This is a genomic window from Vagococcus humatus (assembly GCF_003950325.1).
Classification (GTDB): Bacteria; Bacillota; Bacilli; order Lactobacillales; family Vagococcaceae; genus Vagococcus_C; species Vagococcus_C humatus.
Map to the genome: position 1 here is coordinate 278,780 of NZ_PXZH01000002.1, position 21,608 is coordinate 300,387.

General features: G+C 34.3%; 20 protein-coding genes and 1 pseudogene. 19 read left to right on the forward strand and 2 right to left on the reverse strand.

The genetic code is table 11. From position 1 onward, the window contains the following. The first annotated feature begins 3 nt into the window (after positions 1–3). A complete protein-coding gene (locus tag C7P63_RS06370) occupies positions 4–1,056 on the forward strand; it encodes an S-methyl-5-thioribose-1-phosphate isomerase (protein WP_125943326.1) in 1,053 nt (350 codons plus the stop codon). Positions 1,057–1,134: 78 nt separating this feature from the next. Then, positions 1,135–1,794: an L-fuculose-phosphate aldolase gene (locus tag C7P63_RS06375; RefSeq protein WP_125943327.1), complete on the forward strand. Its 660-nt coding sequence runs from the start codon at positions 1,135–1,137 to the stop codon at positions 1,792–1,794. Positions 1,795–1,830: 36 nt separating this feature from the next. Here C7P63_RS06375 and C7P63_RS06380 read toward each other — a convergent pair whose 3' ends face one another. Both C7P63_RS06380 and C7P63_RS06385 read right to left on the reverse strand, forming a co-directional pair. Continuing rightward, positions 1,831–2,898 (reverse strand): exonuclease/endonuclease/phosphatase family protein, encoded by a 1,068-nt coding sequence (locus C7P63_RS06380; protein WP_125943328.1) that lies wholly within the window; start codon positions 2,896–2,898, stop codon positions 1,831–1,833. A gap of 90 nt (positions 2,899–2,988) precedes the next feature. Continuing rightward, positions 2,989–4,521, reverse strand: coding sequence for a helix-turn-helix domain-containing protein (locus tag C7P63_RS06385; protein ID WP_125943329.1), 1,533 nt, complete (start codon positions 4,519–4,521; stop codon positions 2,989–2,991). 265 nt (positions 4,522–4,786) lie between these two features. Here C7P63_RS06385 and rbsR point away from each other — a divergent pair. The 17 genes and pseudogenes from rbsR to C7P63_RS06470 all read left to right on the forward strand — a co-directional run bounded on the left by rbsR (position 4,787) and on the right by C7P63_RS06470 (position 21,599). Further along, positions 4,787–5,799 (forward strand): annotated as a pseudogene (gene rbsR, locus C7P63_RS06390) (ribose utilization transcriptional repressor RbsR). A 177-nt stretch (positions 5,800–5,976) separates the two neighbouring features. Continuing rightward, complete coding sequence (rbsK, locus tag C7P63_RS06395; RefSeq protein WP_125943330.1) at positions 5,977–6,882, forward strand: ribokinase; 906 nt, start codon at positions 5,977–5,979, stop codon at positions 6,880–6,882. Between the two features lie 32 nt (positions 6,883–6,914). Further along, positions 6,915–7,310 carry a D-ribose pyranase gene (rbsD, locus tag C7P63_RS06400; protein WP_125943331.1) on the forward strand — a complete coding sequence of 132 codons (396 nt, stop codon included), beginning with the start codon at positions 6,915–6,917 and terminating at the stop codon, positions 7,308–7,310. Positions 7,311–7,343: 33 nt separating this feature from the next. Next, on the forward strand, positions 7,344–8,684 hold the full coding sequence (locus tag C7P63_RS06405; protein ID WP_424580143.1) for a PTS transporter subunit EIIC: 1,341 nt from the start codon (positions 7,344–7,346) through the stop codon (positions 8,682–8,684). A 150-nt stretch (positions 8,685–8,834) separates the two neighbouring features. Beyond that, on the forward strand, positions 8,835–9,482 hold the full coding sequence (locus C7P63_RS06410; protein ID WP_125943332.1) for a GntR family transcriptional regulator: 648 nt from the start codon (positions 8,835–8,837) through the stop codon (positions 9,480–9,482). 199 nt (positions 9,483–9,681) lie between these two features. Beyond that, on the forward strand, positions 9,682–10,878 hold the full coding sequence (locus tag C7P63_RS06415) for a quaternary amine ABC transporter ATP-binding protein (protein ID WP_125943333.1): 1,197 nt from the start codon (positions 9,682–9,684) through the stop codon (positions 10,876–10,878). Beyond that, the gene (locus C7P63_RS06420) at positions 10,871–12,586 is read left to right on the forward strand and encodes an ABC transporter permease/substrate binding protein (RefSeq protein WP_207852993.1); all 1,716 of its coding nucleotides are present in this window, start codon (positions 10,871–10,873) and stop codon (positions 12,584–12,586) included. The genes C7P63_RS06415 and C7P63_RS06420 overlap by 8 nt, the downstream gene beginning before the upstream one ends. Before the next feature lie 138 nt (positions 12,587–12,724). Further along, on the forward strand, positions 12,725–13,900 hold the full coding sequence (locus C7P63_RS06425; RefSeq protein ID WP_125943334.1) for a hydroxymethylglutaryl-CoA synthase: 1,176 nt from the start codon (positions 12,725–12,727) through the stop codon (positions 13,898–13,900). Beyond that, a complete protein-coding gene (locus C7P63_RS10360; protein ID WP_125943335.1) occupies positions 13,901–15,067 on the forward strand; it encodes a thiolase family protein in 1,167 nt (388 codons plus the stop codon). Between the two features lie 25 nt (positions 15,068–15,092). Further along, a complete protein-coding gene (locus tag C7P63_RS10365) occupies positions 15,093–16,388 on the forward strand; it encodes a hydroxymethylglutaryl-CoA reductase, degradative (protein WP_125943336.1) in 1,296 nt (431 codons plus the stop codon). Positions 16,389–16,705: 317 nt separating this feature from the next. Further along, positions 16,706–17,269 carry a GTP cyclohydrolase I FolE gene (gene folE / locus C7P63_RS06440; RefSeq protein WP_125943337.1) on the forward strand — a complete coding sequence of 188 codons (564 nt, stop codon included), beginning with the start codon at positions 16,706–16,708 and terminating at the stop codon, positions 17,267–17,269. After that, complete coding sequence (gene folP / locus C7P63_RS06445; protein ID WP_125943338.1) at positions 17,270–18,100, forward strand: dihydropteroate synthase; 831 nt, start codon at positions 17,270–17,272, stop codon at positions 18,098–18,100. A gap of 1 nt (position 18,101) precedes the next feature. Beyond that, positions 18,102–18,473: a dihydroneopterin aldolase gene (gene folB, locus C7P63_RS06450; RefSeq protein WP_125943339.1), complete on the forward strand. Its 372-nt coding sequence runs from the start codon at positions 18,102–18,104 to the stop codon at positions 18,471–18,473. A 35-nt stretch (positions 18,474–18,508) separates the two neighbouring features. Next, on the forward strand, positions 18,509–18,997 hold the full coding sequence (folK, locus tag C7P63_RS06455) for a 2-amino-4-hydroxy-6-hydroxymethyldihydropteridine diphosphokinase (RefSeq protein WP_125943340.1): 489 nt from the start codon (positions 18,509–18,511) through the stop codon (positions 18,995–18,997). Positions 18,998–19,016: 19 nt separating this feature from the next. Further along, positions 19,017–19,610: an anthranilate synthase component II gene (locus tag C7P63_RS06460; protein WP_125943341.1), complete on the forward strand. Its 594-nt coding sequence runs from the start codon at positions 19,017–19,019 to the stop codon at positions 19,608–19,610. Continuing rightward, the gene (gene pabB, locus C7P63_RS06465; protein WP_165863790.1) at positions 19,600–20,931 is read left to right on the forward strand and encodes an aminodeoxychorismate synthase component I; all 1,332 of its coding nucleotides are present in this window, start codon (positions 19,600–19,602) and stop codon (positions 20,929–20,931) included. The genes C7P63_RS06460 and pabB overlap by 11 nt, the downstream gene beginning before the upstream one ends. Beyond that, positions 20,925–21,599 carry an aminotransferase class IV gene (locus tag C7P63_RS06470; protein WP_125943343.1) on the forward strand — a complete coding sequence of 225 codons (675 nt, stop codon included), beginning with the start codon at positions 20,925–20,927 and terminating at the stop codon, positions 21,597–21,599. Before pabB ends, C7P63_RS06470 begins: the two co-directional genes overlap by 7 nt. Positions 21,600–21,608 lie beyond the last annotated feature (9 nt).

The window sequence follows — 21,608 nt, forward strand, 5'->3', positions numbered from 1 at the left end:
GAAATGAAAAGAGCAGATTATGATTTACCGTTTTTATTAACTTATGAAAATGTTGCTTGGTATGATAATGGAAAAGTCCGAATTTTAGATCGCCGAGTTTATCCAACAGAAATAAGCTTTGTAGAATGTACGTCTCATAAAGAAGTGGCACAAGCTATAACAGACATGGTCACTCAAAGTGCAGGACCTTATACAGCGGCAGGTATGGGGATGGCTTTAGCAGCTTACGAAGTGAAAGGAAAACCAGAACAAGAACAACTGGCTTTTTTGAAAACAGCTGCTGAAACAATCGCCTATGCTAGACCAACTACTGCTAATCGAATGGGAAAAATTACACAACAGTGTTTAAAAGTAGGTCAAGAAGCTTTAGCTATGGGAAAAGATCCAATTGAAGCAATTTTTCTAAGTACTGTAGAATCTTTAAATAGACGATATACTATTATGGATAAAGTAGGCCAACATTTATTATCTGTAGCACCTAAAAAAGGAAAAGTGTTAACCCAATGTTTTGGGGAAACCATTATTGGAACATTTTTTAGAGCAGCGAAAGCCAATAATTATGATTTACAAGTATATTGTGCTGAAACTAGACCTTATTTACAAGGAGCTAGATTGACTTCTAGTTGTGTAGCAGAACTTGGTTTTGATACAACTGTTATAACAGATAACATGGTAGCTTATGTGATGGAAACAAAAGGTATCGATTTATTTACCTCTGCTGCAGATAGTATTGCTAGAGATGGTCACATTGCTAATAAAATTGGTACCAATCAAATCGCTTTAATTGGTCAAAATTATCAAGTGCCTTATTTTGTGACAGGTATTCCAGATTCAGATAAATTTGGACGACAAGATATTATCATTGAAGAAAGAGATCCAAAACAAGTATTAGAGTATCGAGGGATTCCAAATACTTTACCAGAAGTAAAAGGAATTTATCCATCTTTTGATATCACTCCACCTTCAAGAATTAGCGGGATTGTAACAGATAAAGGTGTGTTCTCTCCTTATGATTTAGATACTTATTTTTTAGAAGAACAAACTCGTTTTTATTAAAAAATGGAAGAAAGTCAAGATGAAGACTTTGCCATATGTTATCTAGAAATAAATTAAGATAGTAAAGAGGAAACAAAAATGAAATATATAAAAGAACGTAAAGAACTAGTTGAATATGGTAAAAAAATGTTAACAGAAGGGCTAACCACAGGTACAGGAGGTAATCTAAGTATCTTTATACGAAAAGATCAAGTGATGCTTATTACACCAAGTGGCATTCCCTATCAAGAAACTCAACCGGAAGACATTGTGTTATTAGACTTAGAAGGCAAGGTTTTAGAAGGAGATAGAAAACCTTCAAGTGAATACGATATGCACCGTATTTTTTACCAAAAAACGCCCCATGTCAATGCTGTAGTCCATACTCATTCTGAATATGCAACAGTTTTTGCTTGTTTACAAGAAGAGATTTTACCTCTTCATTATATAATCGGTTCTGTTGGAAATAAAATTCGTTGCTGTGACTATAAAACTTTTGGCACATATGAGTTAGCGGAAGAAGTCTACCAAACTATTGGAGAAGATAAAGGTCTTTTATTAGGAAATCACGGAACCATTGCAGTAGATGCAGATTTAGCTTCAGCTTTTTCTGTAGCAAAAGATATTGAGTTTATTGCGAAACTTTACTACCGAGCTCGCTGTATTGGTAATCCTGTTTTACTGACACCTGAAGATATGGATAAGGTAGTGGAAAAATTTGATACATATGGTCAATTAAGAACATATGGACAAGATTAAAAAAAGTTCCAGTTGTTTAAACAACTGGAGCTTTTTTTAAGGTAATAATTGAAATCTCATAACAACAGGATTGTGGTCTGAGTAGTTGAAATTTGTTTGTTTAACTGAAAGTTGATCCACTTGAATATTATCTGAAATGATAAAGCCGTCTACTAAAGACACAAAGGTTTTTCCAGGTTGATAGGCTTCATTTAAATTTCTAACTGAGGGGATTTTTTTCTGTGCTAAATTTTGTGTCGCTAAGTTAAAATGTTGTGGTAAATCCTGTTTGGGAAAAGGTTTAGTCCAAGTTAAAGGCGTCTTTGACTTTCCAAAAATATCTGCGCTATTCCCTAATACATCATGGTTATAATCACCACATACCAAAACGTAATTTCCTTGCTGATAGGCAGAGGCCATATAACGGAATAACGTTTTTAACTGAGCAGCTTGAACAGATTTATCTTTTGTAAAAGCGGATAAATGTACATTGATTAGCGACAAGGTTTTACCAGTTTGAACAGGAATATCACTAATAGTAAAGGCTCTATCTAAGTCAAAAAATTTATTAAAGCTAGTTTCAATTGGCAGTTGAACACGTTTTGCTTGTTGAATATTTCCTTTACTTAGCGTTAATAAACCTGATTTTGCACGACCGATTGGTTTTTTAAAAGGATAGAATAAATAGGGAGAGTCATAGTTTTGACCATAAGTATATGTAAAATCAGGTAATTTTTTTGTTACATAATCAATTTGATTTTGATAATAAGAGCGGGTAGCTTCTTGATCGATTTCTTGTAAACAGGCAAAATCAAGCTTTAAATTTTTTAGAGTTGAGACAATTCCGTGTAAGTTAGTTAGCACATCTTCTTGGCTAAAAGCTACGGAATATTTCCCACCATCCATAAAAAAACTATACTCAGGGCTATATGAAGCATAGCCAATGTTGTAGGTAGCAATGCGGTAAGGAGTATTAGTTGTCAACTGAGTATGTTGCTGATTGTAGGGAGTTAACTTTAAATTAGGTTGCCGATAATAAGTTAAAGAAAGATAGGCTAAGTAAGCTAAAAGCAAGCCGATAAGAACTATTATGGTTCCAATACTTATATGAATTATTTTTTTCACAAAAACACCTCCAAATGTCTGGGTTTATTGTAACAAAAAAAGAAAGAAATAAGTTCTATTTCTTTCTTTTTTAAGAAAATATGTGAAAAATTATTCCTCATCAAGTTGGACTACACGGGATAAAAAAACTTTTTGATAAATAATAGTTGAAATTTCAGATAGCAACATGTTCCAATTTTGATAGTCATATTGGTTATCAAAATACAAATGTTCTTGGTGAGGGTGGGAGGTGACACCTTCAAAAGTATCTGAAATAATTAAGTCTGCATTTTCAGGATTTAGTGTAAACGTAATGGTATCTTTGTTAAAGGTATTGGTTAAAAACTTTTGAATACTTCTACCGATATAAATGTTTTTACTCATTTGAATATGTACTTTAATAGAATTCGGAGATAGGTTTTGGTGATAGCAAAAGAATAAAACATGGGATAACATATTTAAAATATCTTCAGGAATTGTTTTAAGAAAGTTAGGTTCCACATTTTTTTTTATAAACAGATATAAGTTGTTTTCCACCTGTTTAAATTCGTCTACAAGTGCTTTAGGTCGATTAACATAAGTCATATCTGTGTGAAATTTAGAAAAATCAATATTAATATACTGAAAATAAATAAATAAAATAAGTAACAAATAGTATATTTCAATGTATCCTTCTTTTGAAAAATGAAATACCATGTAGTTTTCAAATTGATGAATAAACTGAGTAATTCGCTGACTTATTTCTAAATCAGCTTCTTGGTAATGATTAACTAATTGTTTTTTTCGGTCAAATGAGTCAATATCTGCTATCAGTAACTTGGTGAAGAAAACGAATAAGTCTGATTCTTGTTTCTTTTCTTCTTCAGTTAAATCGGCAGTGATCTTAGGTAATCTAAAATTATCTGGGTTAAATAAGGCAATATCTTTTGCTAAGTCAGGTTCTAAATTTATTTTTATTTTGCGGTAGTTAATTCGGTACAGGGTAATTCCTTGTAGCATGCTAAGTTTAGTTGTTTGAGATAAAGATAATACTTTTCTGTCTGTTATCAAGGGACGAAGGTGATCAATCGTTAAATAATCATTAGGCATATGGGGACCAAAAGGATTTGTTTGTGTTGTTCGGTACATGGACCAATATAGAAAATAAATAAATAGACGAACGCCTAATTCATCCCCTTCGATATTACTTGTGCGACTATTAAAGGTGATTTTGCCATTAAAGTTTTCTGTTAATTGTTGCATGACAGCCATACTTTTATAAATAGCAGAGTTGCTTAAATTTAAATCGATAGAAAGTTTTTCCATTGAGGGATATTTTTTGGTTAAAATAGCATTTAACACTAAAACAGGGGTACTATTATTTAAATAGTAGCAGCGCATTTGGTCAATGACATAGCTGTCTATAAATAAGTCTTGCTTAGAAAATCGGTAACGTTTGTCTTGAAAAAAAATAATGGAGACTTGCGCATCAAATAGCTGACTTAAATCTTCATTCAATTCGTTGATATACCGAATAGTAGAACTTTTAGACAAATCATACATAGTCATCATTTCAATTAAGGAGTACCCTTGTTTTTTTTGTGTAAAGCCCTTTAATAGATCGAATTTAATCTTATCTTTATTGTTTAAAACAATTTGTTCCAAGAGGATCCCTCCATTTTTTTATTACATTTAATACTACCTGTTTTTAAAAAACTTGCAAGAAATATGTGATTAAATTAATGTAAAGGAATGGTGAGAGTTTATCGGTTTAAAAAGAAGATTGGCGGTCTATTGTTGGAGAAATATTTTTATTTTTTTGTGTAATGTACATAAAAAAATAAATTAAATCGCTTATGCTAATTATTTTTGTTATGATAGTAAGGAGTTTAGGTAAAAGTCAAGATTATGTTAGAGAAGAGTGAAGACAATGGGGAAAAAGAAAGCAACCATCAAAGATGTGGCAAATCTTTCAGGGGTATCAATTGCCACCGTTTCATTAATTTTAAATAATCAAAGTCATAAATTTAGTCCATCAACAGTGGATAAAGTATTGGCAGCTAAAGAAACATTAAATTATCAACCAAGCTATGTTGCTCAACAAATGATTACGAAAAAAACTAAAACAGTTGGATTAATTATTCCAGATATAACTAATCCTTTTTTTAGTACGTTAGTTAAAGGAATTGAATCCGTTTTATATCAAGATGATTTTGTAACGATTTTAGCTAATGCAGGCACAGATGAGTTAAAAGAAAGTAACTATTTGAATGAATTAGCTAGACGGTCTGTAGATGGCTTTATTATTGCGAGTTCTGCTGTGTCTAATACAGAGATCAATCAAATATTAAGAGAGAAAAATAAACCATTTATTGTGCTAGATCAAAAAAATCAGAAGGTTATAGTGATTCTGTTTTAACTGATGATTACACAGGAGGTCAACTAGCAGCTAAACATTTAATTGATTTGGGACACACTAATTTGGCAGTGGTTGTACCTAATCATATGACCAGTAACATTGCTAAAAGACTGAAAGGTTTTCAAGAAGTAGTTAACGGTCACCGATCTGTTACGTCCTTATTAGTTACAACAACTCTTTCAAAAGAAGGAGGCTATTTAGCTACTTCTGAAATTTTAGCTAGTGAGGCAACAGCTATTTTTGCAGTTAACGATGAATTAGCTATTGGTTTGTACCGAGGCATTAATGAAGCCGGCAAACGAATTCCGATTGATTATAGTGTGATTGGTTATGACAATATTGATATGTGCGAGTATATGGAGCCTAAGTTAACAACTATCTCTCAACCAATTTTTGAGTTAGGTGAAACAGTTGCTCATTTGTTACTGGAAAGAATTGAACAACCTAATAAGCAGTGGGAGGAAAAAATGTTGCCTGTTCATTTAGTGAAAAGGTTTTCCACAAGGGGCTTGACGAAAAAATAAAAGTGTGCTATTTTATATTCACAGAGTTAAAGCGTTTTAATTCTGTGGATTTAGCTTTCTAATAAGAGAGCTTATTATTTTTATTAAGTGTTAAAACGTTTTAATACTTAATAAAAGCAATAAAATATTTTTTTAAATAAAAATTAAAACGTTTTAATAAGAAGGGATAGATCATACATGAATAAAGTAACGGTTATTGGAAGTCTGAATGTTGACACAACGATTAAAGTGAAAGCAATGCCAAAGCCAGGTGAAACATTACATGCGAAAGAAGTATTTAATGCTGGAGGAGGAAAAGGAGCTAACCAAGCTATAGCCGCTGCTCGTTCAGGTGCAGACACTCACTTTATTGGAGCTTTAGGTAATGATAGCAATGGTCAGTACATGCAAGAATTAATGCGAAAAGATTCTGTTAATATTTCTCCTATTGCGATTAAATCAAAGGAAAGAACTGGAGAAGCTTATATCGTAGTAGATGAAGCTGGTGAGAACAGTATCATGGTTTATGCAGGAGCTAATATGGCGCTAACTCCCCAAGATGTTCAAGTTTCTGAGCAAGTAATTAAGGCAAGTGATTGGGTTATTAGCCAGTTTGAAAGTACAACAACTGCTACAGAAAAAGGTTTTGAATTAGCAAAACAACATGGAGTTAAAACCATTTTAAACCCAGCTCCAGCATTAGAAAATATTTCAGCAGACTTACTAGCTAAAACAGATGTGTTAATTCCTAATGAAACAGAAACAGAGATTATTACTGGAATCAAAATTAGTGATGAAGCGAGTTTGAAACAAGCAACAGATAAATTACATCAGTTAGGGGTTGAAGCAATCATCATTACATTAGGTAGTAAAGGTGCTTATTACGATGTTTTAGGTCAATCTGGTTTAGTTGATGCGTTTAAAGTGAAAGCAGTAGATACGACAGGTGCCGGTGATACATTTATTGGAGCATTAAGTTCTGTTTTAAAAACCGATTTTTCTAATATCGAAGAAGCCATTCGTTACGGAAACAAGGCATCATCTTTAGCTGTTCAGCAATTTGGTGCACAACCATCTATTCCTTACAAAGAACAACTAAACTAATAATAAAATTCATATAGAAAAGGATGTTCAACATGAAAAAAACACCAGTTATTAATTCAGATATTTCAAGAGTAATTTCTCAAATGGGTCATTTTGACAAATTAAGTATTGGAGATGCTGGCATGCCAGTTCCTATGACCACTGAAAAAATTGATTTAGCTGTTACTAATGGTTTACCAAGTTTTATGGATGTGTTAGCCAATGTGGTAGAAGAATTAGAAGTACAATCAATTATTTTAGCTGAAGAAATTAAAGTGCAAAATCCTAAAGTCCTTGAGGAAATCAAAGAATTAATGCCAAAAACACCGATTGACTTTGTGCAGCATGAGGAAATGAAGCAAGACTTGAATAATTGTCATGCTTTTATTCGCACAGGAGAAATGACTCCTTATGCTAATATCATTTTAGTTAGTGGAGTAGTCTTTTAATAAGTAATCAGTCAAAAGAAAGAGGGATAATAAGTGAGCCATGATGTCCAACAATTAGCTATGAGTTTAGGCGGTTTAGATAATATTAATCAGCTAGATGTTTGTAGCACTCGCTTACGTGTTAAATTAAATCGAAATTTAACCGAAGAAGAAATCTTAAATGGAAAAAATTTAACCAATGTTCAATACTTTTTAACCTTGAGTGATCATGTAGAAGTTATTTTGAAAGAAAATATTTTAACTGTATATGAAGAGCTTAACCAAGCTTTGCATGAAAAAACAGGTGAGAAAAAGAAAGCCAATCCAGTTGAAAAATTATTTGCTTTAATTTCTGAAATTTTTATGCCGATTATTCCGTTGTTTGCCGGATCAGGAATTTTAAAAGGACTAGTTGTATTAGCCACAACATTTGGTTGGTTAAGTGAGTCTAGCGGAACTTACGCTATTTTATCGGCTGCTTCTAATGCTGTGTTTTATTTTCTACCAATCTTTTTAGCCTTTTCTTCTGCTAAAACATTTAAAGTAAATGGTTATATTGCAGGAGTAATTGCAGCTGCGTTAATTGAACCAAACATTGCTAATTTATTAGCAGGTGATGGTAAAACGTTAACTCATTTCTTTGGAGCTCCAGTTGTATTGATGCAGTACACCTCAACGGTTATACCTGCCATTTTAGCAATCTTTTTCTATTCTTATATTGAAAGATTCTTAAAAAAACATATTGCAGAAAACATGCAATTGGTATTTGTTCCGTTGTTGTCACTTGTGATAACTGTTCCGTTGACGTTAATGCTATTTGGGCCAGCAGGTGTTTACATAGGTGAAGGATTAGCTGCGGCTATCACTTGGATGTTAAACGTGAATGGTCTAATCAGTGGGGCATTGATTGCAGGTTTTTGGAATGTACTGGTTATTTTTGGTATGCAGTGGGCAGTTAATCCAGTCATGATTGCTAATATTTCTCAATCGGGATTTGATTACATTGTTCCTTTAACAGGAGCAGCCAATTTTGGGATGGCCGGTGCAGCACTAGGTGTATTTTTAAGAAGTAAAGGTGCTCGTAATAAATCACTAGCAGGATCAGCTTTTGCTTCTATTTTACTAGCAGGGGTTACAGAACCAACTGTTTATGGAATCGCAATTCCTTTAAAGAAACCTTTCATTGCAGCTTGTATTGGAGCAGCTTGTGGCGGTGCTGTTATGGGATTTGCTCGGGTAAAAGCAATTGCCTTTGTATTTGGTAGTTTGACTACGTTACCAGCTTTTATTTCAGGCACATTTTTCTGGTATGTAGCTGGACTAGTTGTTAGTGTGTTAGTAGCCATGTTTATTACCTTAACTGTTGGCTTTGATGAAAGTTTATTGCCAGAATAAGGCTAAGAGAGACGTTTAAAGAGAGTAGAGCAATCTACTCTCTTTTTTATTTGGTTTTTTTTAGCTAAATTAAAATCAACTTGCAAAATAAACAAGAATGTTTTACTTTTAAACTAGAAGTCCTTGGAATAAGTAAAGAGGAGAAAAAGAATGGTTAAAAAAACAATGAGACCCCCTAAGTATCAATTAATTGCAGTAGATATTGCAGAGCGAATTGTGGAAAATCGTTACCGGGTTGGTGATAAGTTATATGCTAGATCAACCTTGGCTAGTACATATGGTGTTTCGCCAGAAACTGCTCGGAAAGCGATTAGTGTCTTGGTTGATTTAGATATTGTTGAAGTTAAGCATGGAAGTGGTGCTTTTATTTCATCTAAAGAAAAAGCACAAGAATTTATTGAGCTATATCAAGATGTTAGTACAATTCAAGATATTAAAACCGATATTCTTAGTAGTGTGACTAAGCAACAAGAAGAATTAGTTAATTTAACTAATTTATTAGATAGATTAGTCGATCAAACCAAGCATGCTAATCGTTTAAATTTATTTACTCCTTTTGAGTTAACTCTAACTAAAGAGGCAGAACACTTAAAACAAACAGTTAAAGATATTAATTTTTGGCAACAAACTGGTGCTACCATTATTGCTATTCAACAACAGAAAGATTTAATTCTATCTCCAGGTCCTTATGCAGTTTTAGAAGAAGGGGATACGGTGTTTTTTATAGGCAATGAGTTAAGTTATCAACGAGTGCAAAATTTATTTTACCCTAAAACAAATGAAAATAAAGAGAAATAAAAGATGCATTTTCTGAAAATCATCTTTTATTTTCTTGACAAAAGTGACCACATTGTATTAACATAGTGTGGTCACTTTTTTATAAGGAAAGATAAGTGACTGTGAATGATCTATTTTTTTAAATAAAGTGACCATTCTTTTTATTATAGAGTGGTCAGTTTATTTTAAATGAAATATGGAAAACAGAAAGGGGAATTGGATGACAAAAGTTCAAGTCAAACATTTAACTAAAATTTTTGGTAAAAAAACTCAACAGGCACTGGAGTTAGTTCAACGTCATGAATCTAAAACAGATATTTTAAAAAGAACAGGGGCGACTGTAGGAGTTTATGATGCCAATTTTGAAGTTAAAGAAGGCGAAATTTTTGTAATTATGGGTCTTTCTGGTAGCGGAAAGTCGACGTTAATTCGTTTATTAAATCGATTGATTGAACCAACTTTTGGTGAAATCTATATAGATGGTTTAAATATTAGTGAATTGGATGCTAAGGAGTTAAGAGAAGTTAGACGGGAAAAAATGAGTATGGTGTTTCAAAATTTTGGTTTATTCCCACATCGCACTATTTTAGAAAATACTGAATATGGTTTAGAGATTAAAGGGATTGAAAAAGAAGAACGAACCAAATTGGCAGAAAAAGCGTTAGAAAATTCTGGTTTGTTGTCCTTTAAGGATCAATATCCTAATCAATTATCTGGAGGTATGCAGCAACGAGTTGGCTTAGCTAGAGCCTTAGCTAATAATCCAGAGATACTATTAATGGATGAGGCATTTTCAGCTTTAGATCCATTAATCAGAAGACAAATGCAAGATGAGTTGCTTGATTTACAGGCTAACTTGAAAAAAACCATTATCTTTATTACCCATGATTTAAATGAAGCATTAAGATTAGGAGACCGAATTGCTTTAATGAAAGACGGTCATATTATGCAAATTGGTACAGGTGAAGAAATTTTAACTAACCCTGCCAATGATTATGTTAAAACATTTGTTGAAGATGTAGACCGGTCAAAAGTGTTAACAGCTGAAAATATTATGATTCCAGCTATTACTACTAATGTAGAAGTAGATGGCCCAAACGTTGCGTTGACTAAAATGCGACAAGAACGTGTCAGTATGTTGTTAGCAGTAAATAAACAACGTGAGCTGGAAGGGATTATTACAGCGGATCAAGCCTTAAATGCTCGGAGAAAAGGACAGAAATTAACAGAATGTGTGGAAAAAAATGTCGTCACTATTCCTAAAGATTTATTGATAAGCGATATTTTTCCTCTAATTCATGATGCTAAAACGCCTTTAGCAGTTACAGATGAAGATAAACTATTAGGGGTAGTGATTAGAGGAAGTGTTCTAGAAGCCTTAGCAGACTCTACAGAGCAGGAGGTAACTTATGCCTAAGATATTAACGACACAATTACCTGTAGCAGACTGGGTTGAAAGCGGAACGGATTGGTTGACTAATCATTTTAGTCGTGGTTTTCATGGGTTACAAGTAGGTGGACAGGCTATAATGGATAGTTTAACTAGTGTATTATTACTAGTACCAGGACTTATTTGGATTGGTTTACTAACAGTAGCCGCTTATAATTTATCCCGAAAAAAAAGCTTAACTTTATTTACTTTCTTTGGGTTATTATTTATTTACAATCAAGGGCTATGGCCAGAGCTGATGAATACTGTGACATTAGTATTTATTGCTAGTTTTTTATCGATTATTATAGGAATTCCTTTAGGGATTTTAATGGCTAAAAGTCAAAAAGCTCAAAGTATCATTACCCCTATTTTAGACTTTATGCAAACTATGCCTGGATTTGTTTACTTGATTCCAGCAGTTGCCTTTTTTGGTATTGGAATGGTGCCAGGTGTGTTTGCCTCAATTATTTTTGCATTACCTCCTATTGTTCGGTTTACGAATTTAGGAATTAGACAAGTACCAAAAGAATTAGTAGAAACCTCTGATTCTTTTGGGGGAACAGCGTGGCAAAAACTAATTAAGTTAGAACTTCCTTTAGCGAAAAAAACTATTTTAGCTGGTATGAACCAAACCACTATGTTAGCCTTATCTATGGTCGTGATTGCTTCGATGATTGGAGCACCTGGTCTAGGTAGAGGAGTGCTTTCTTCTTTACAACGGGCACAAGTAGGAAATGGTTTTGTTAATGGTTTAGCTTTAGTTATTTTAGCCATTATTATGGACCGATTTACCCAAAGTTTAAACCGAGAACCTAGTCACACGCCTAGTCGTTTTTCATGGAAACAAAAAGTAAGTATGAGTTTGTTAGTGATAGCTGTTTTATTTGGGGGAACATTTGGTTACCGCTATATTGCTAAAGAAGAAGCCAAAGGCGAAGTTAATTTGGCTTATGTGGAATGGGATACAGAAGTTGCTTCTACTCATGTGGTAGGTGAGGTATTAAAAGAATTAGGCTATCATGTAAATGTTACGCCACTTGATAATGCGATTATGTGGCAATCGGTAGCCAAAGGTGAAAGTGACGGAATGGTAGCAGCTTGGTTACCTAATACCCATGAAGCACAGTTTAAAAAGTATCAACATCAAGTCGATCATTTAGGTAGAAATTTAAAAGGAGCTAAGGTTGGATTAGCAGTTCCTAGCTATATGAAAGTTAATAGTATTGCTGATTTAAAACAAGAAGCGAATCAAAAAATAATTGGGATTGAGCCAGGAGCTGGTGTAGTAGCAGCTGCAGAGAGAACGTTAAAAGCTTATCCTAATTTAAAAGATTGGCAATTAGAAACTTCTTCATCTGGCGCTATGACAGTGGCTGTAGATAAAGCAATCAAAGAAAAGAAACCCATTGTTTTTACAGGCTGGTCTCCTCATTGGATGTTTGCTAAATATGAGTTGAAATACTTAGAAGATCCTAAACAAGCAATGGGTAGTGGTGAAGAAATTCATACGATTGCAAGAAAAGGATTAAAAGAAGAATTGCCAGAAGTTTACCAAGTGTTAAAGAAATTTAACTGGTCAAAAGGTGATATGGAAAGTGTCATGTTAGAGATTAATCAAGGGAAAGATCCTAAACAGGCAGCAAAAGAATGGATATCCCAACATCCAAAACAAGTGGATAAATGGATAGAGTAACGAAAGAAACACGCTAAAAATTCATTAGCGTGTTTTTTGTTTTAAATAAGTCTAAAAAAAAGAAAAATAACTGCTTAATTAAATAAGGATATGTTACTATTTAGTTACTAAAATTAGATAGAAAGTAGACGTGTGTATATGACAATCGGAATTGATAAATTAAATTTTTATACCCCTAATGTATATGTAGATCAAGTAAAACTAGCACTGGCTCGTCAGGAAGATCCTGCTAAATTTACAATCGGGATTGGTCAAGAAAAAATGGCTATAAACCCGCTAAGTCAAGATATTGTCAGTATGGGAGCTAATGCAGCTTATCCTATTTTAGAAGAGACAGATTTAAATCAAATTGATTTAGTTATTTTAGCAACAGAGTCAGGTATGGATGCTTCTAAATCTGGGGCAACAACTATCCACCACTTATTAAATATTCAACCTTTTGCACGTGCCATTGAAATCAAGCAAGCTTGTTATAGTGCAACAGCTGGTATTATGATGGCTAGAGATTATGTAGCCGCTCATCCAGGCAGAAAAGCTTTGGTTATTGGTTCTGATATTGCTCGTTATGGACTAAATACTCCAGGTGAGGTAACTCAGGGAGCAGGAGCAGTTGCTATGTTAATTAGCGAACAACCAAGAATTTTAGCTTTAGAACAAGCTAGTACTATGTACACTTCTGATATTTATGATTTTTGGCGACCGGTTTATTCAGATACTGCTTTTGTAGATGGAAAATATTCTAATCAAGCCTATGTTCATGTCTTTGAACAGGTTTATCAGAAATATTGTGAGGATCATCAAAGAACTTTGGCAGATTTCTCTGCAATATGTTTCCATTTACCTTATTCTAAAATGGGGAAAAAAGCGTTAAAAGTAATTTTAGAAGAAGTTTCTGAAGCCAAACAAGCTAGTCTTTTAGCTCGCTATGAAGAAAGTATTCAATATACTAAACAAATTGGTAATATTTATACTGGCTCCTTGTATTTAGGACTATGTTCTTTATTAGACAATAGTTCTCAGTTAAAAGCAGGAGATAAACTAGGATTCTTTAGTTATGGTTCAGGTGCAGTAGGAGAGTTTTTTGTAGGAAAACTGCAAGATGGCTACACAAATCATTTAATGACTAACCAGCAGCAAGAGTTACTAGCCAGTCGCCATGAACTAAGTATCCCTGTATATGAGGAGTTATTTGAAACAGCTTTAGTCACAGATGGTTCTCATCAATCCGTTCATTCTGAATTAGATAAAGGGACTTTTCAACTAGATTATTTAGACAATCATCAACGTTTTTATAAAAAGATGGAGGCTGAGTAAATGCCAAAGGAAGTTGTTATTTTAAGTGCCAAGCGCACACCTATTGGCAAGTATCGAGGAGCTTTTAAAGAAGTGTCAGCAGTTGACTTAGGTGTAGTAGCAACACAAGCTGCACTAGCAGAAGCCAAACTTGACCCAAAAGAAGTAGATCAAGTGATTTTTGGACAAGGGTTGCAAGCTGGCTTAGGACAAAATCCTGCTAGACAAGTTCAACTTGCAGTTAATATACCCCAAACCGCTCCTTCTATGACAATAAATGAAGTGTGTGGATCTGGTCTTAAAGCGATTATTTTAGGTCAACAAGTGATTCAGTTAGGAAAAGCTCAAGTAGTGGTAGTAGGAGGAATGGAGAATATGACTCAAACCCCTCTTTATTACCCAAAGGCTTTAAAAAAAGCGGATTTTCAAGCTGATCAATTAGTAGACGGTATGATTCAAGATGGTTTAACTGATGCATTTAATCAGAAACATATGGGATTAACTGCTGAGTTATTAGCAGAGACCTATCATATTTCTAGAGAAGAGCAAGATCAGCATGCTTTAAATTCCCATCAAAAAGCATTCAAAGCACAACAACAAGGTCAGTTTGAACAAGAAATTGCCCCAGTTTTATTACCAGATGGGACTTATTTAAAAGCGGATGAGACGGTAAAAAAACAGTTAACCTATACAGAGTTAGCTGACCTACCGCCAGTGTTTAAAAAAGATGGCTCAGTCACAGCAGGTAATGCTTCTAGTTTAAATGACGGAGCAGCGGTACTAATTTTGGCAGATAAGGAATATGCCCTTAAACAAGGGTGGGATTTTATAGCCAGTTTAGGCGATTATAGCGAAATTGGGAATGACCCTAACTTTATGGGCTATTCTCCAGTTATCGCAATTAAAGAGTTGTTACAGACTACCCAGAAAAAAATAGAAGATATTAACTTATTTGAAATAAATGAAGCTTTTTCAGTACAATCCTTAACGGTTAATCAAGCTTTAGAATTACCGGTAGAAAAAGTGAATATACATGGTGGGGCGGTGGCGTTAGGTCATCCAATTGGGGCTTCAGGAGCTCGGATTATGACTACGTTAATCCATAGTTTAAAAGCTAATCAAACAGGCATTGCCTCAACGTGTATTGGCGGTGGTTTAGGCATTGCCTTAGAGGTGAAAAAAGCCTAAGAACAACAGAGAGAGAGGGAGATAGGTGAAGTCATCACAGATTTCTAAATTTTATCAGTTAAACCGTTTGGAGCGACTGAATTTACTGAAACAACATCAATTTTTAACAGATAAAATTTATAAGTATTTAGAAGAAGTTCAGCTATTAGACTCAGATGTGGCAGAGCATTTGATTGAAAATCAAATTACTCAGTACCCATTACCTGAAGGGGTGGCCTTAAATTTTTTGATTGACGGAAAAGACTATGTGATTCCTATGGTAACAGAAGAACCTTCTGTTATTGCAGCTTGTAGTTACGGAGCTAAACTGGCGAGAGACTTAGGTGGATTTCAGACGGTCAATCAAAAGCGTCACATGATTGGTCAATTGGTATTCCAAGAAGTAGTCGATTGGCAAACATCATTAAAAGCTATTGAGGAACAAAAAGAGGCGTTAATTCAATACGGTAATACGTGTCATCCTTCCATTGTTAAACGAGGTGGCGGTGTGATTGATTTATCTGCTAAATTGCTTGAAAATGAACAGGGGAATGTAGAATTTTTAACAGTCTATGTCACAATCGATGTAAAAGAAGCGATGGGTGCTAATATTATTAATACTATTTTAGAAGGAATGTCTGCTAAAATTAGCTCTCTTGTTTCAGGAGATAATTTACTAGCTATATTAAGTAACTATAGTACAGAATCTTTAGTGACAGTAACGACTCAGATTCCTTTTGAAAGTTTGAAGACGAATGATTTATCTGGTCAACAAGTTGCTTGTCGAATTGAACAGGCGACTAAATATGCTCATCTAGATCCTTACCGAGCAGTTACTCATAATAAAGGCATTTTAAATGGAGTCGACGGGGTGGTATTGGCTACAGGCAATGATTGGCGGGCAGTTGAAGCTGGAGTTCATGCTTATGCCAGTCGTTTAGGTCGCTACCAAAGTTTAACAGATTGGCAAGGAGATGAAACTAATCAGTGCTTAATAGGTAGCTTAACTCTTCCTCTTCATTTAGGAACTGTTGGCGGGGCCATTAGTGTGTTACCTGGGGCTCAAGCTAATTTAGCTTTATTAGGGAATCCTACTGGTGAAAAGTTAGCTAGTATAGTAGCTTCTGTTGGATTAGCTCAAAATTTAGCTGCCTTAAAAGCATTAGTTTCTGAAGGAATTCAAAAAGGTCATATGGGCCTTCAAGCTCGTTCATTAGCTATTTCCGTTGGAGCGAAAGAAGAGGAAATTGAAGCAGTAGCAAAAGAATTACGTCAAGTTAAACAAATGAATGTACAAACAGCTGAAGAGTTGTTAACTAAAATTAGATGTGATAAAAAATAAAAAAGATACTTACTATTTTGCGTAAAATTTAGCAGAATGGTGAGTGCTTTTTTTTGTTCAAAATAAAGTGAAAAAAAATATTTGATAAAAAATGATTAGTTATCTATTAAGTTTGATTAGCAATCAAATAAAAGAATAAAATAGTTTTTTTAATTAAAATATGTTTTTTAATAAAAATGTATTCGGTTTCTTAAAATGTTCAAAATGCTATTGATATAATATAAAATTCGTTGTATTGTTAAATCAAGTACTTCGATAAATAAAGATATGATTGGGTTATTTTAATAAGATGATAAGAAGGTTATGGAGGGTTTACAATGGATTTAGAACGAATTGAAGCGGCAGTAAAAGAAATATTGATTGCAGTGGGTGAAGATCCAGAGCGAACTGGCTTACAAGAAACACCTAAACGTGTTGCACGGATGTATCAAGAAGTGTTTGCAGGTCTTGAAAATGACCCAACAGTACATTTGAAAGTATTTGATGAAGGCCAAGATGAAGAGATGGTTATCGTAAGAGATATTCCACTTCATTCCATGTGCGAACATCATTTATTACCATTTGTAGGAAAAGCACATATTGCTTATATACCTAGAAATGGCAAAATTATAGGTTTATCTAAATTTGCTCGGATTGTAGATCATTTTTCAAAACGACCACAAGTCCAAGAGCGATTAACTTCACAAATTGCTGACTTTTTAGATGAAAACTTAGATCCAGTTGGTGTGGCAGTAGTGATTGAAGCAGAGCATATGTGTATGACAATGAGAGGAGCTAAAGCTGCTGGTTCAGGTACTTTAACTTCTGCTTTACGAGGTTCTATGCGCTCTGATGCCAAAACACGAGCTGAAGTTATGTCATTGTTGAGAGGACGGATATAAATGACTTCTTTTAAAGCAGGAAGTGTTACTTATTCTTTAGAAGAAAAAACGTTAGTAATGGGAATTTTAAATGTAACTCCAGATTCATTTTCAGATGGAGGTAAGTATATGAACCCTGATGTAGCTCTTAAACATGCCAAAGAGATGATCGAAGAGGGAGCAGATATTATTGATATTGGTGCCCAGTCTACAAGACCGGGCTATACTCCGATTTCTTTTGAGGAAGAATGGGAACGTTTAGCTCCTGTGCTAGAAAAGTTGTTACCTACATTAGAAGGAACCAAAATCAGTGTTTCAGTAGATACTTTTTATCCTGAAGTGGCTGAAAAAGCTTTGGCTTTAGGAGTTCATATCATTAATGATGTATCAGGATTTACTCCTAAGATGTGGGAGGTAGTCGCTAAATCTGATTGTGGATGTATTGTCATGCATCCAAGAAGAGAATGGGATTATGAAGATCCAGTTCAGGAAGTCCATGAGTTTTTCTTAAGCAAACAAAAAGAAGCTCATCAATACGGTATTCCTAATGAACGGTTATGTTTTGATCCAGGTATTGGCTTTAAAAAAACATTTGAAGAGAACTTATCTCTGATTACTAATATTGAACAAACTAAAATTTCTACTTGTGCTTACCTAATGGCTACATCAAGAAAACGGGTCGTAGGAGAAGTATGTGGCAATCCACCTTTTGAAAAACGATTAGGGGGAACTATTGCAGCAGATACTTTAGCCATTAATCACGGAGCGAATATGATACGGGTTCATGATGTATACGATAGTGTACAAGCAGCTAGAATGACAGAAGCATTAATGAAAGTTCGGAGGAAATAACATGGATAAAATTCAACTAGTTGGGTTAGAAGTATTTGCCTATCACGGAGTCAATCCAGAAGAAAAACGAGATGGACAAACTTTTATTTTAGATGTGACGTTAAAAACTGATATTTCTAAACCAGGTGCCAGTGATGATTTAAATGAGACAATTAATTATGCTAAAGTGCGTAAAACTATTACTCGTGTGATGACAGAAGAAACTTATGATTTAATTGAAAAAGCAGCTAGTGAAGTGGCTAAAGCTATTTTAACAGAATATCCAGCTGTCAAAAAAGTCAATGTTACATTGAAAAAGCCTGAAGCACCAATGAATGCTACCTTTGATTATGTAGCCGTGTCAATTAGTCGTGAACGTTCAGATTTTGAATAAAGATTAGGAGGGAAAGGGCGAGTTTTCGTGAAAACTTGCCCTATTTTAATATGAAACAAGCAATTATTGCAGTAGGAACAAATATTGGAGACTGTCAGCAAAATATTCAACAAGCAGTTCAAGCGATTAATTTATTACCTATGAATACACAAGTGTTAAAAGAGGCAGCAATTTATGAAACAGAACCTTTTGATGTGCCAGATCAACAGCAAAACTATTTCAATACTTGTTTATTAATTGAAACAGATTTTTCACCTGAAGCGTTATTAGGGGCTTGTCTAGGGATTGAAGTAGGTTTAGGCAGAGTGCGTAAAGTTTGGCATGGTGAGAGAATTATTGATTTAGATCTGATTTTTTACGAAGGAGAAGTAAGAGAAACAAAAGAATTAGTCTTGCCTCATCCTGGATATCAGGAACGCCTATTTGTTTTAGAGCCTATGATGGATTTATGTCCGTCAGGTATTTTTTCTGAGTGGAATTTTTTAAGTGAGTACCAAGAATTAAAAGCCTTAGAGAATCGGTAAGAAGTAGGAGGTACAAGGGATGCGTTTAGTAATGATTGATAACAAAGATTCATTTGTCTATAATTTGGTTGCTTATTTAAACGAACTAAACCAAGAAGTTTTAGTGTTAGATAGTCAAGACTGTTCTTTTGAAAAACTTAATCAGCTGAAACCAGACGGAATTATTATTTCACCAGGTCCTGGTAGTCCAGAAACAAGTTTTTTATCAAAAGAACTCATTTTACATCTATCTAAAAAATGGCCCACACTAGGGGTATGTCTAGGTCATCAATTATTAGCTTATGGATATGGTGGGCAAGTAATATGCGGGGAAAAACCTATTCACGGAAAATTATCTAAGATTAACACCAATCAAACAGGAATATTTAAAGATTTACCAGAAGAGTTTGAGGTAGTTAGGTACCATTCCTTAATAGTAGACCCTGAAACTCTTCCTGAAGAAATTCAAATAGACGGGGTAACAGATGAAGGAGTGATTATGGGGTTAAGTCATAAAACTTATCCTTGGTATAGTGTGCAATTTCATCCGGAAGCCTTATTAACACAATATGGTCACGAAATGTTACAAAATTTTGTGGCAATATGTCAGGAGTGTCAAACTTATGCGAGTTAAGTCTTTAGATTCAAGTATTACGCTAAAAGATGTTTTTCAGGTATTTGCTGGAGAACCTTATCTAGCTTTTTTAGCTTCTTCTTTGCAAAGTGATTTAGGCCGGTATTCTATTTTAGGTAGAAAACCTTATTTACGTTTAAAACAAGTCAAAGGAGAGCTTTATATCAATGATGTTAGACAACCTGATGTAGATTTTGATACATACTTAGAAGAGTATTTAAACACGCACTATGAAAAAAATCTGACAAATCTACCGATAGTATCTGGTTGTTTAGGTTATTTTTCTTATGATTATGCTAGTCACCAGGTCACTGACTTGCCAACTAGTTGTTTAAATTTCTATGATGAATTGTGGGTGGAAGATCATCTTACTCAAGAAGTGTGGTTGATTGAGCAAGGGCAGTTAGGTTCTGAAGAAGAAATGATGGCTTTGTCTTTAGACGCACTAAGAAACAATCAATCTAATTATCAGGTAGAAATAGATCAAAGTGCTAGCTTTAAAGAAGATGTGTCCAAAGAAACTTATCTATCTCAAATAGAAAAAGTGCAGGATAAGATTACTTCTGGTGAGGTTTACGTGATGAATTTAACTCAGCGTTTTCAACTCACTAGTCAGGCAAATCCTATTCAAGTATTTCGTTACTTATATCAGCACAATCCTGCTCCCTTTAGTGCTTATTTAGATGAGGGAGAATTTCAAATTATTTCAGCTTCACCAGAACGTTTTTTTGAAATTCGTAACGGAAAAGCTCAAACGCGTCCTATTAAAGGAACTGTCCCTAGAGGAGCTACTCCTAGTGAGGATAAAGCACTTAAACAGCAGTTGCAACAGTCTGCTAAAGAACAAAGTGAATTGATGATGATTGTAGACATGGAACGAAATGATTTGAATCGTTTTTGTCAACCAGGCACTGTGAAAGTACCACATATGTTTACGGTTGAAAGTTATGCAACTGTCCATCATTTAGTTTCAGAAGTGGAAGGTCTTGTGAAACCTGATGTTAGTGGGTTTGAAGCATTTCGCTATATGTTTCCTGGTGGCTCTATTACAGGAGCTCCCAAGGAAAGTGCTATGTCGATTATTCAAGAATTAGAAGTAAGTCCAAGAGGTATTTACACTGGAGCTATAGGTTATTTTAGTTTAGATGGAGATTGTGATTGGAACATTGTTATACGTTCTTTACTGCATGAACAAGGTCGTTATGAATTAGGGGTTGGGGGAGGAATTACTATTGAGTCTCATCCAGAAGAGGAGCATCAGGAAATTTATCAAAAAGGGAAAGCCTTGTTAGAAGCTTTCGGTTTGGAGACCCCATGTTAATCACCCGAGATGCTGGTTATGATTTTGGTCTAGGACTATTTGAAACGATGCTGATTGATGATAAGGGTAATCCTGAATTTTTAGAAGAACATCTTTTACGCTTAGCATCTGGTTGCCGCTATTTTGATGTGGCTACCACTGTATCAAAAGAGCAAGTATATGAATACATTGCTACTCATCAGTTAAAAAGTTGTGTCTTAAAATTATCTGTTTCTAGTGACAATTTATTATTTAGTACAAGAGAGATAAGTTATCAACCCGCTGATTATCAAACTGGTTTTCGGTTAACTGTTAGTCCTATCCGAAAAAATCCTACTTCTCCTTTTACCTATTATAAAACAAGTAATTACGGAGATTGCCTTTGGGCTAAAAGAATGGCTCAAAGATCAGGTTTTGACGAAGCTTTACTATTAAATGACAAAGGCGAGATTTGTGAAGGAAGTATGAGTAATATCTTTTTTAGAAAAGGGGAAACTTTCTATACTCCGCCGGTTAAGTCCGGTTTGTTAGCAGGTGTTTACCGAGGTTATTTGATTGAACAGCTAGATGTGATAGAAAAACCTTTATTTTTAACTGATTTACCCCAATTTGATTCTTGTTTTATTACCAATTCTGTTATGAAGAAAATGCCAGTAAGATGTATTGATGATTATTTTTTTAAAGATTAATCAAAAAGT

Bases quoted from the DNA above. Each gene is read 5' to 3' on its own strand.
- C7P63_RS06370 (WP_125943326.1), top strand. From the start codon at position 4: ATGAAAAGAGCAGATTATGATTTACCGTTTTTATTAACTTATGAAAAT.
- C7P63_RS06375 (WP_125943327.1), top strand. From the start codon at position 1,135: ATGAAATATATAAAAGAACGTAAAGAACTAGTTGAATATGGTAAAAAA.
- rbsK (WP_125943330.1), top strand. From the start codon at position 5,977: ATGAATAAAGTAACGGTTATTGGAAGTCTGAATGTTGACACAACGATT.
- rbsD (WP_125943331.1), top strand. From the start codon at position 6,915: ATGAAAAAAACACCAGTTATTAATTCAGATATTTCAAGAGTAATTTCT.
- C7P63_RS06410 (WP_125943332.1), top strand. From the start codon at position 8,835: ATGGTTAAAAAAACAATGAGACCCCCTAAGTATCAATTAATTGCAGTA.
- C7P63_RS06415 (WP_125943333.1), top strand. From the start codon at position 9,682: ATGACAAAAGTTCAAGTCAAACATTTAACTAAAATTTTTGGTAAAAAA.
- C7P63_RS06420 (WP_207852993.1), top strand. From the start codon at position 10,871: ATGCCTAAGATATTAACGACACAATTACCTGTAGCAGACTGGGTTGAA.
- C7P63_RS06425 (WP_125943334.1), top strand. From the start codon at position 12,725: ATGACAATCGGAATTGATAAATTAAATTTTTATACCCCTAATGTATAT.
- C7P63_RS10360 (WP_125943335.1), top strand. From the start codon at position 13,901: ATGCCAAAGGAAGTTGTTATTTTAAGTGCCAAGCGCACACCTATTGGC.
- folE (WP_125943337.1), top strand. From the start codon at position 16,706: ATGGATTTAGAACGAATTGAAGCGGCAGTAAAAGAAATATTGATTGCA.
- folP (WP_125943338.1), top strand. From the start codon at position 17,270: ATGACTTCTTTTAAAGCAGGAAGTGTTACTTATTCTTTAGAAGAAAAA.
- folB (WP_125943339.1), top strand. From the start codon at position 18,102: ATGGATAAAATTCAACTAGTTGGGTTAGAAGTATTTGCCTATCACGGA.
- C7P63_RS06460 (WP_125943341.1), top strand. From the start codon at position 19,017: ATGCGTTTAGTAATGATTGATAACAAAGATTCATTTGTCTATAATTTG.
- pabB (WP_165863790.1), top strand. From the start codon at position 19,600: ATGCGAGTTAAGTCTTTAGATTCAAGTATTACGCTAAAAGATGTTTTT.
- C7P63_RS06470 (WP_125943343.1), top strand. From the start codon at position 20,925: ATGTTAATCACCCGAGATGCTGGTTATGATTTTGGTCTAGGACTATTT.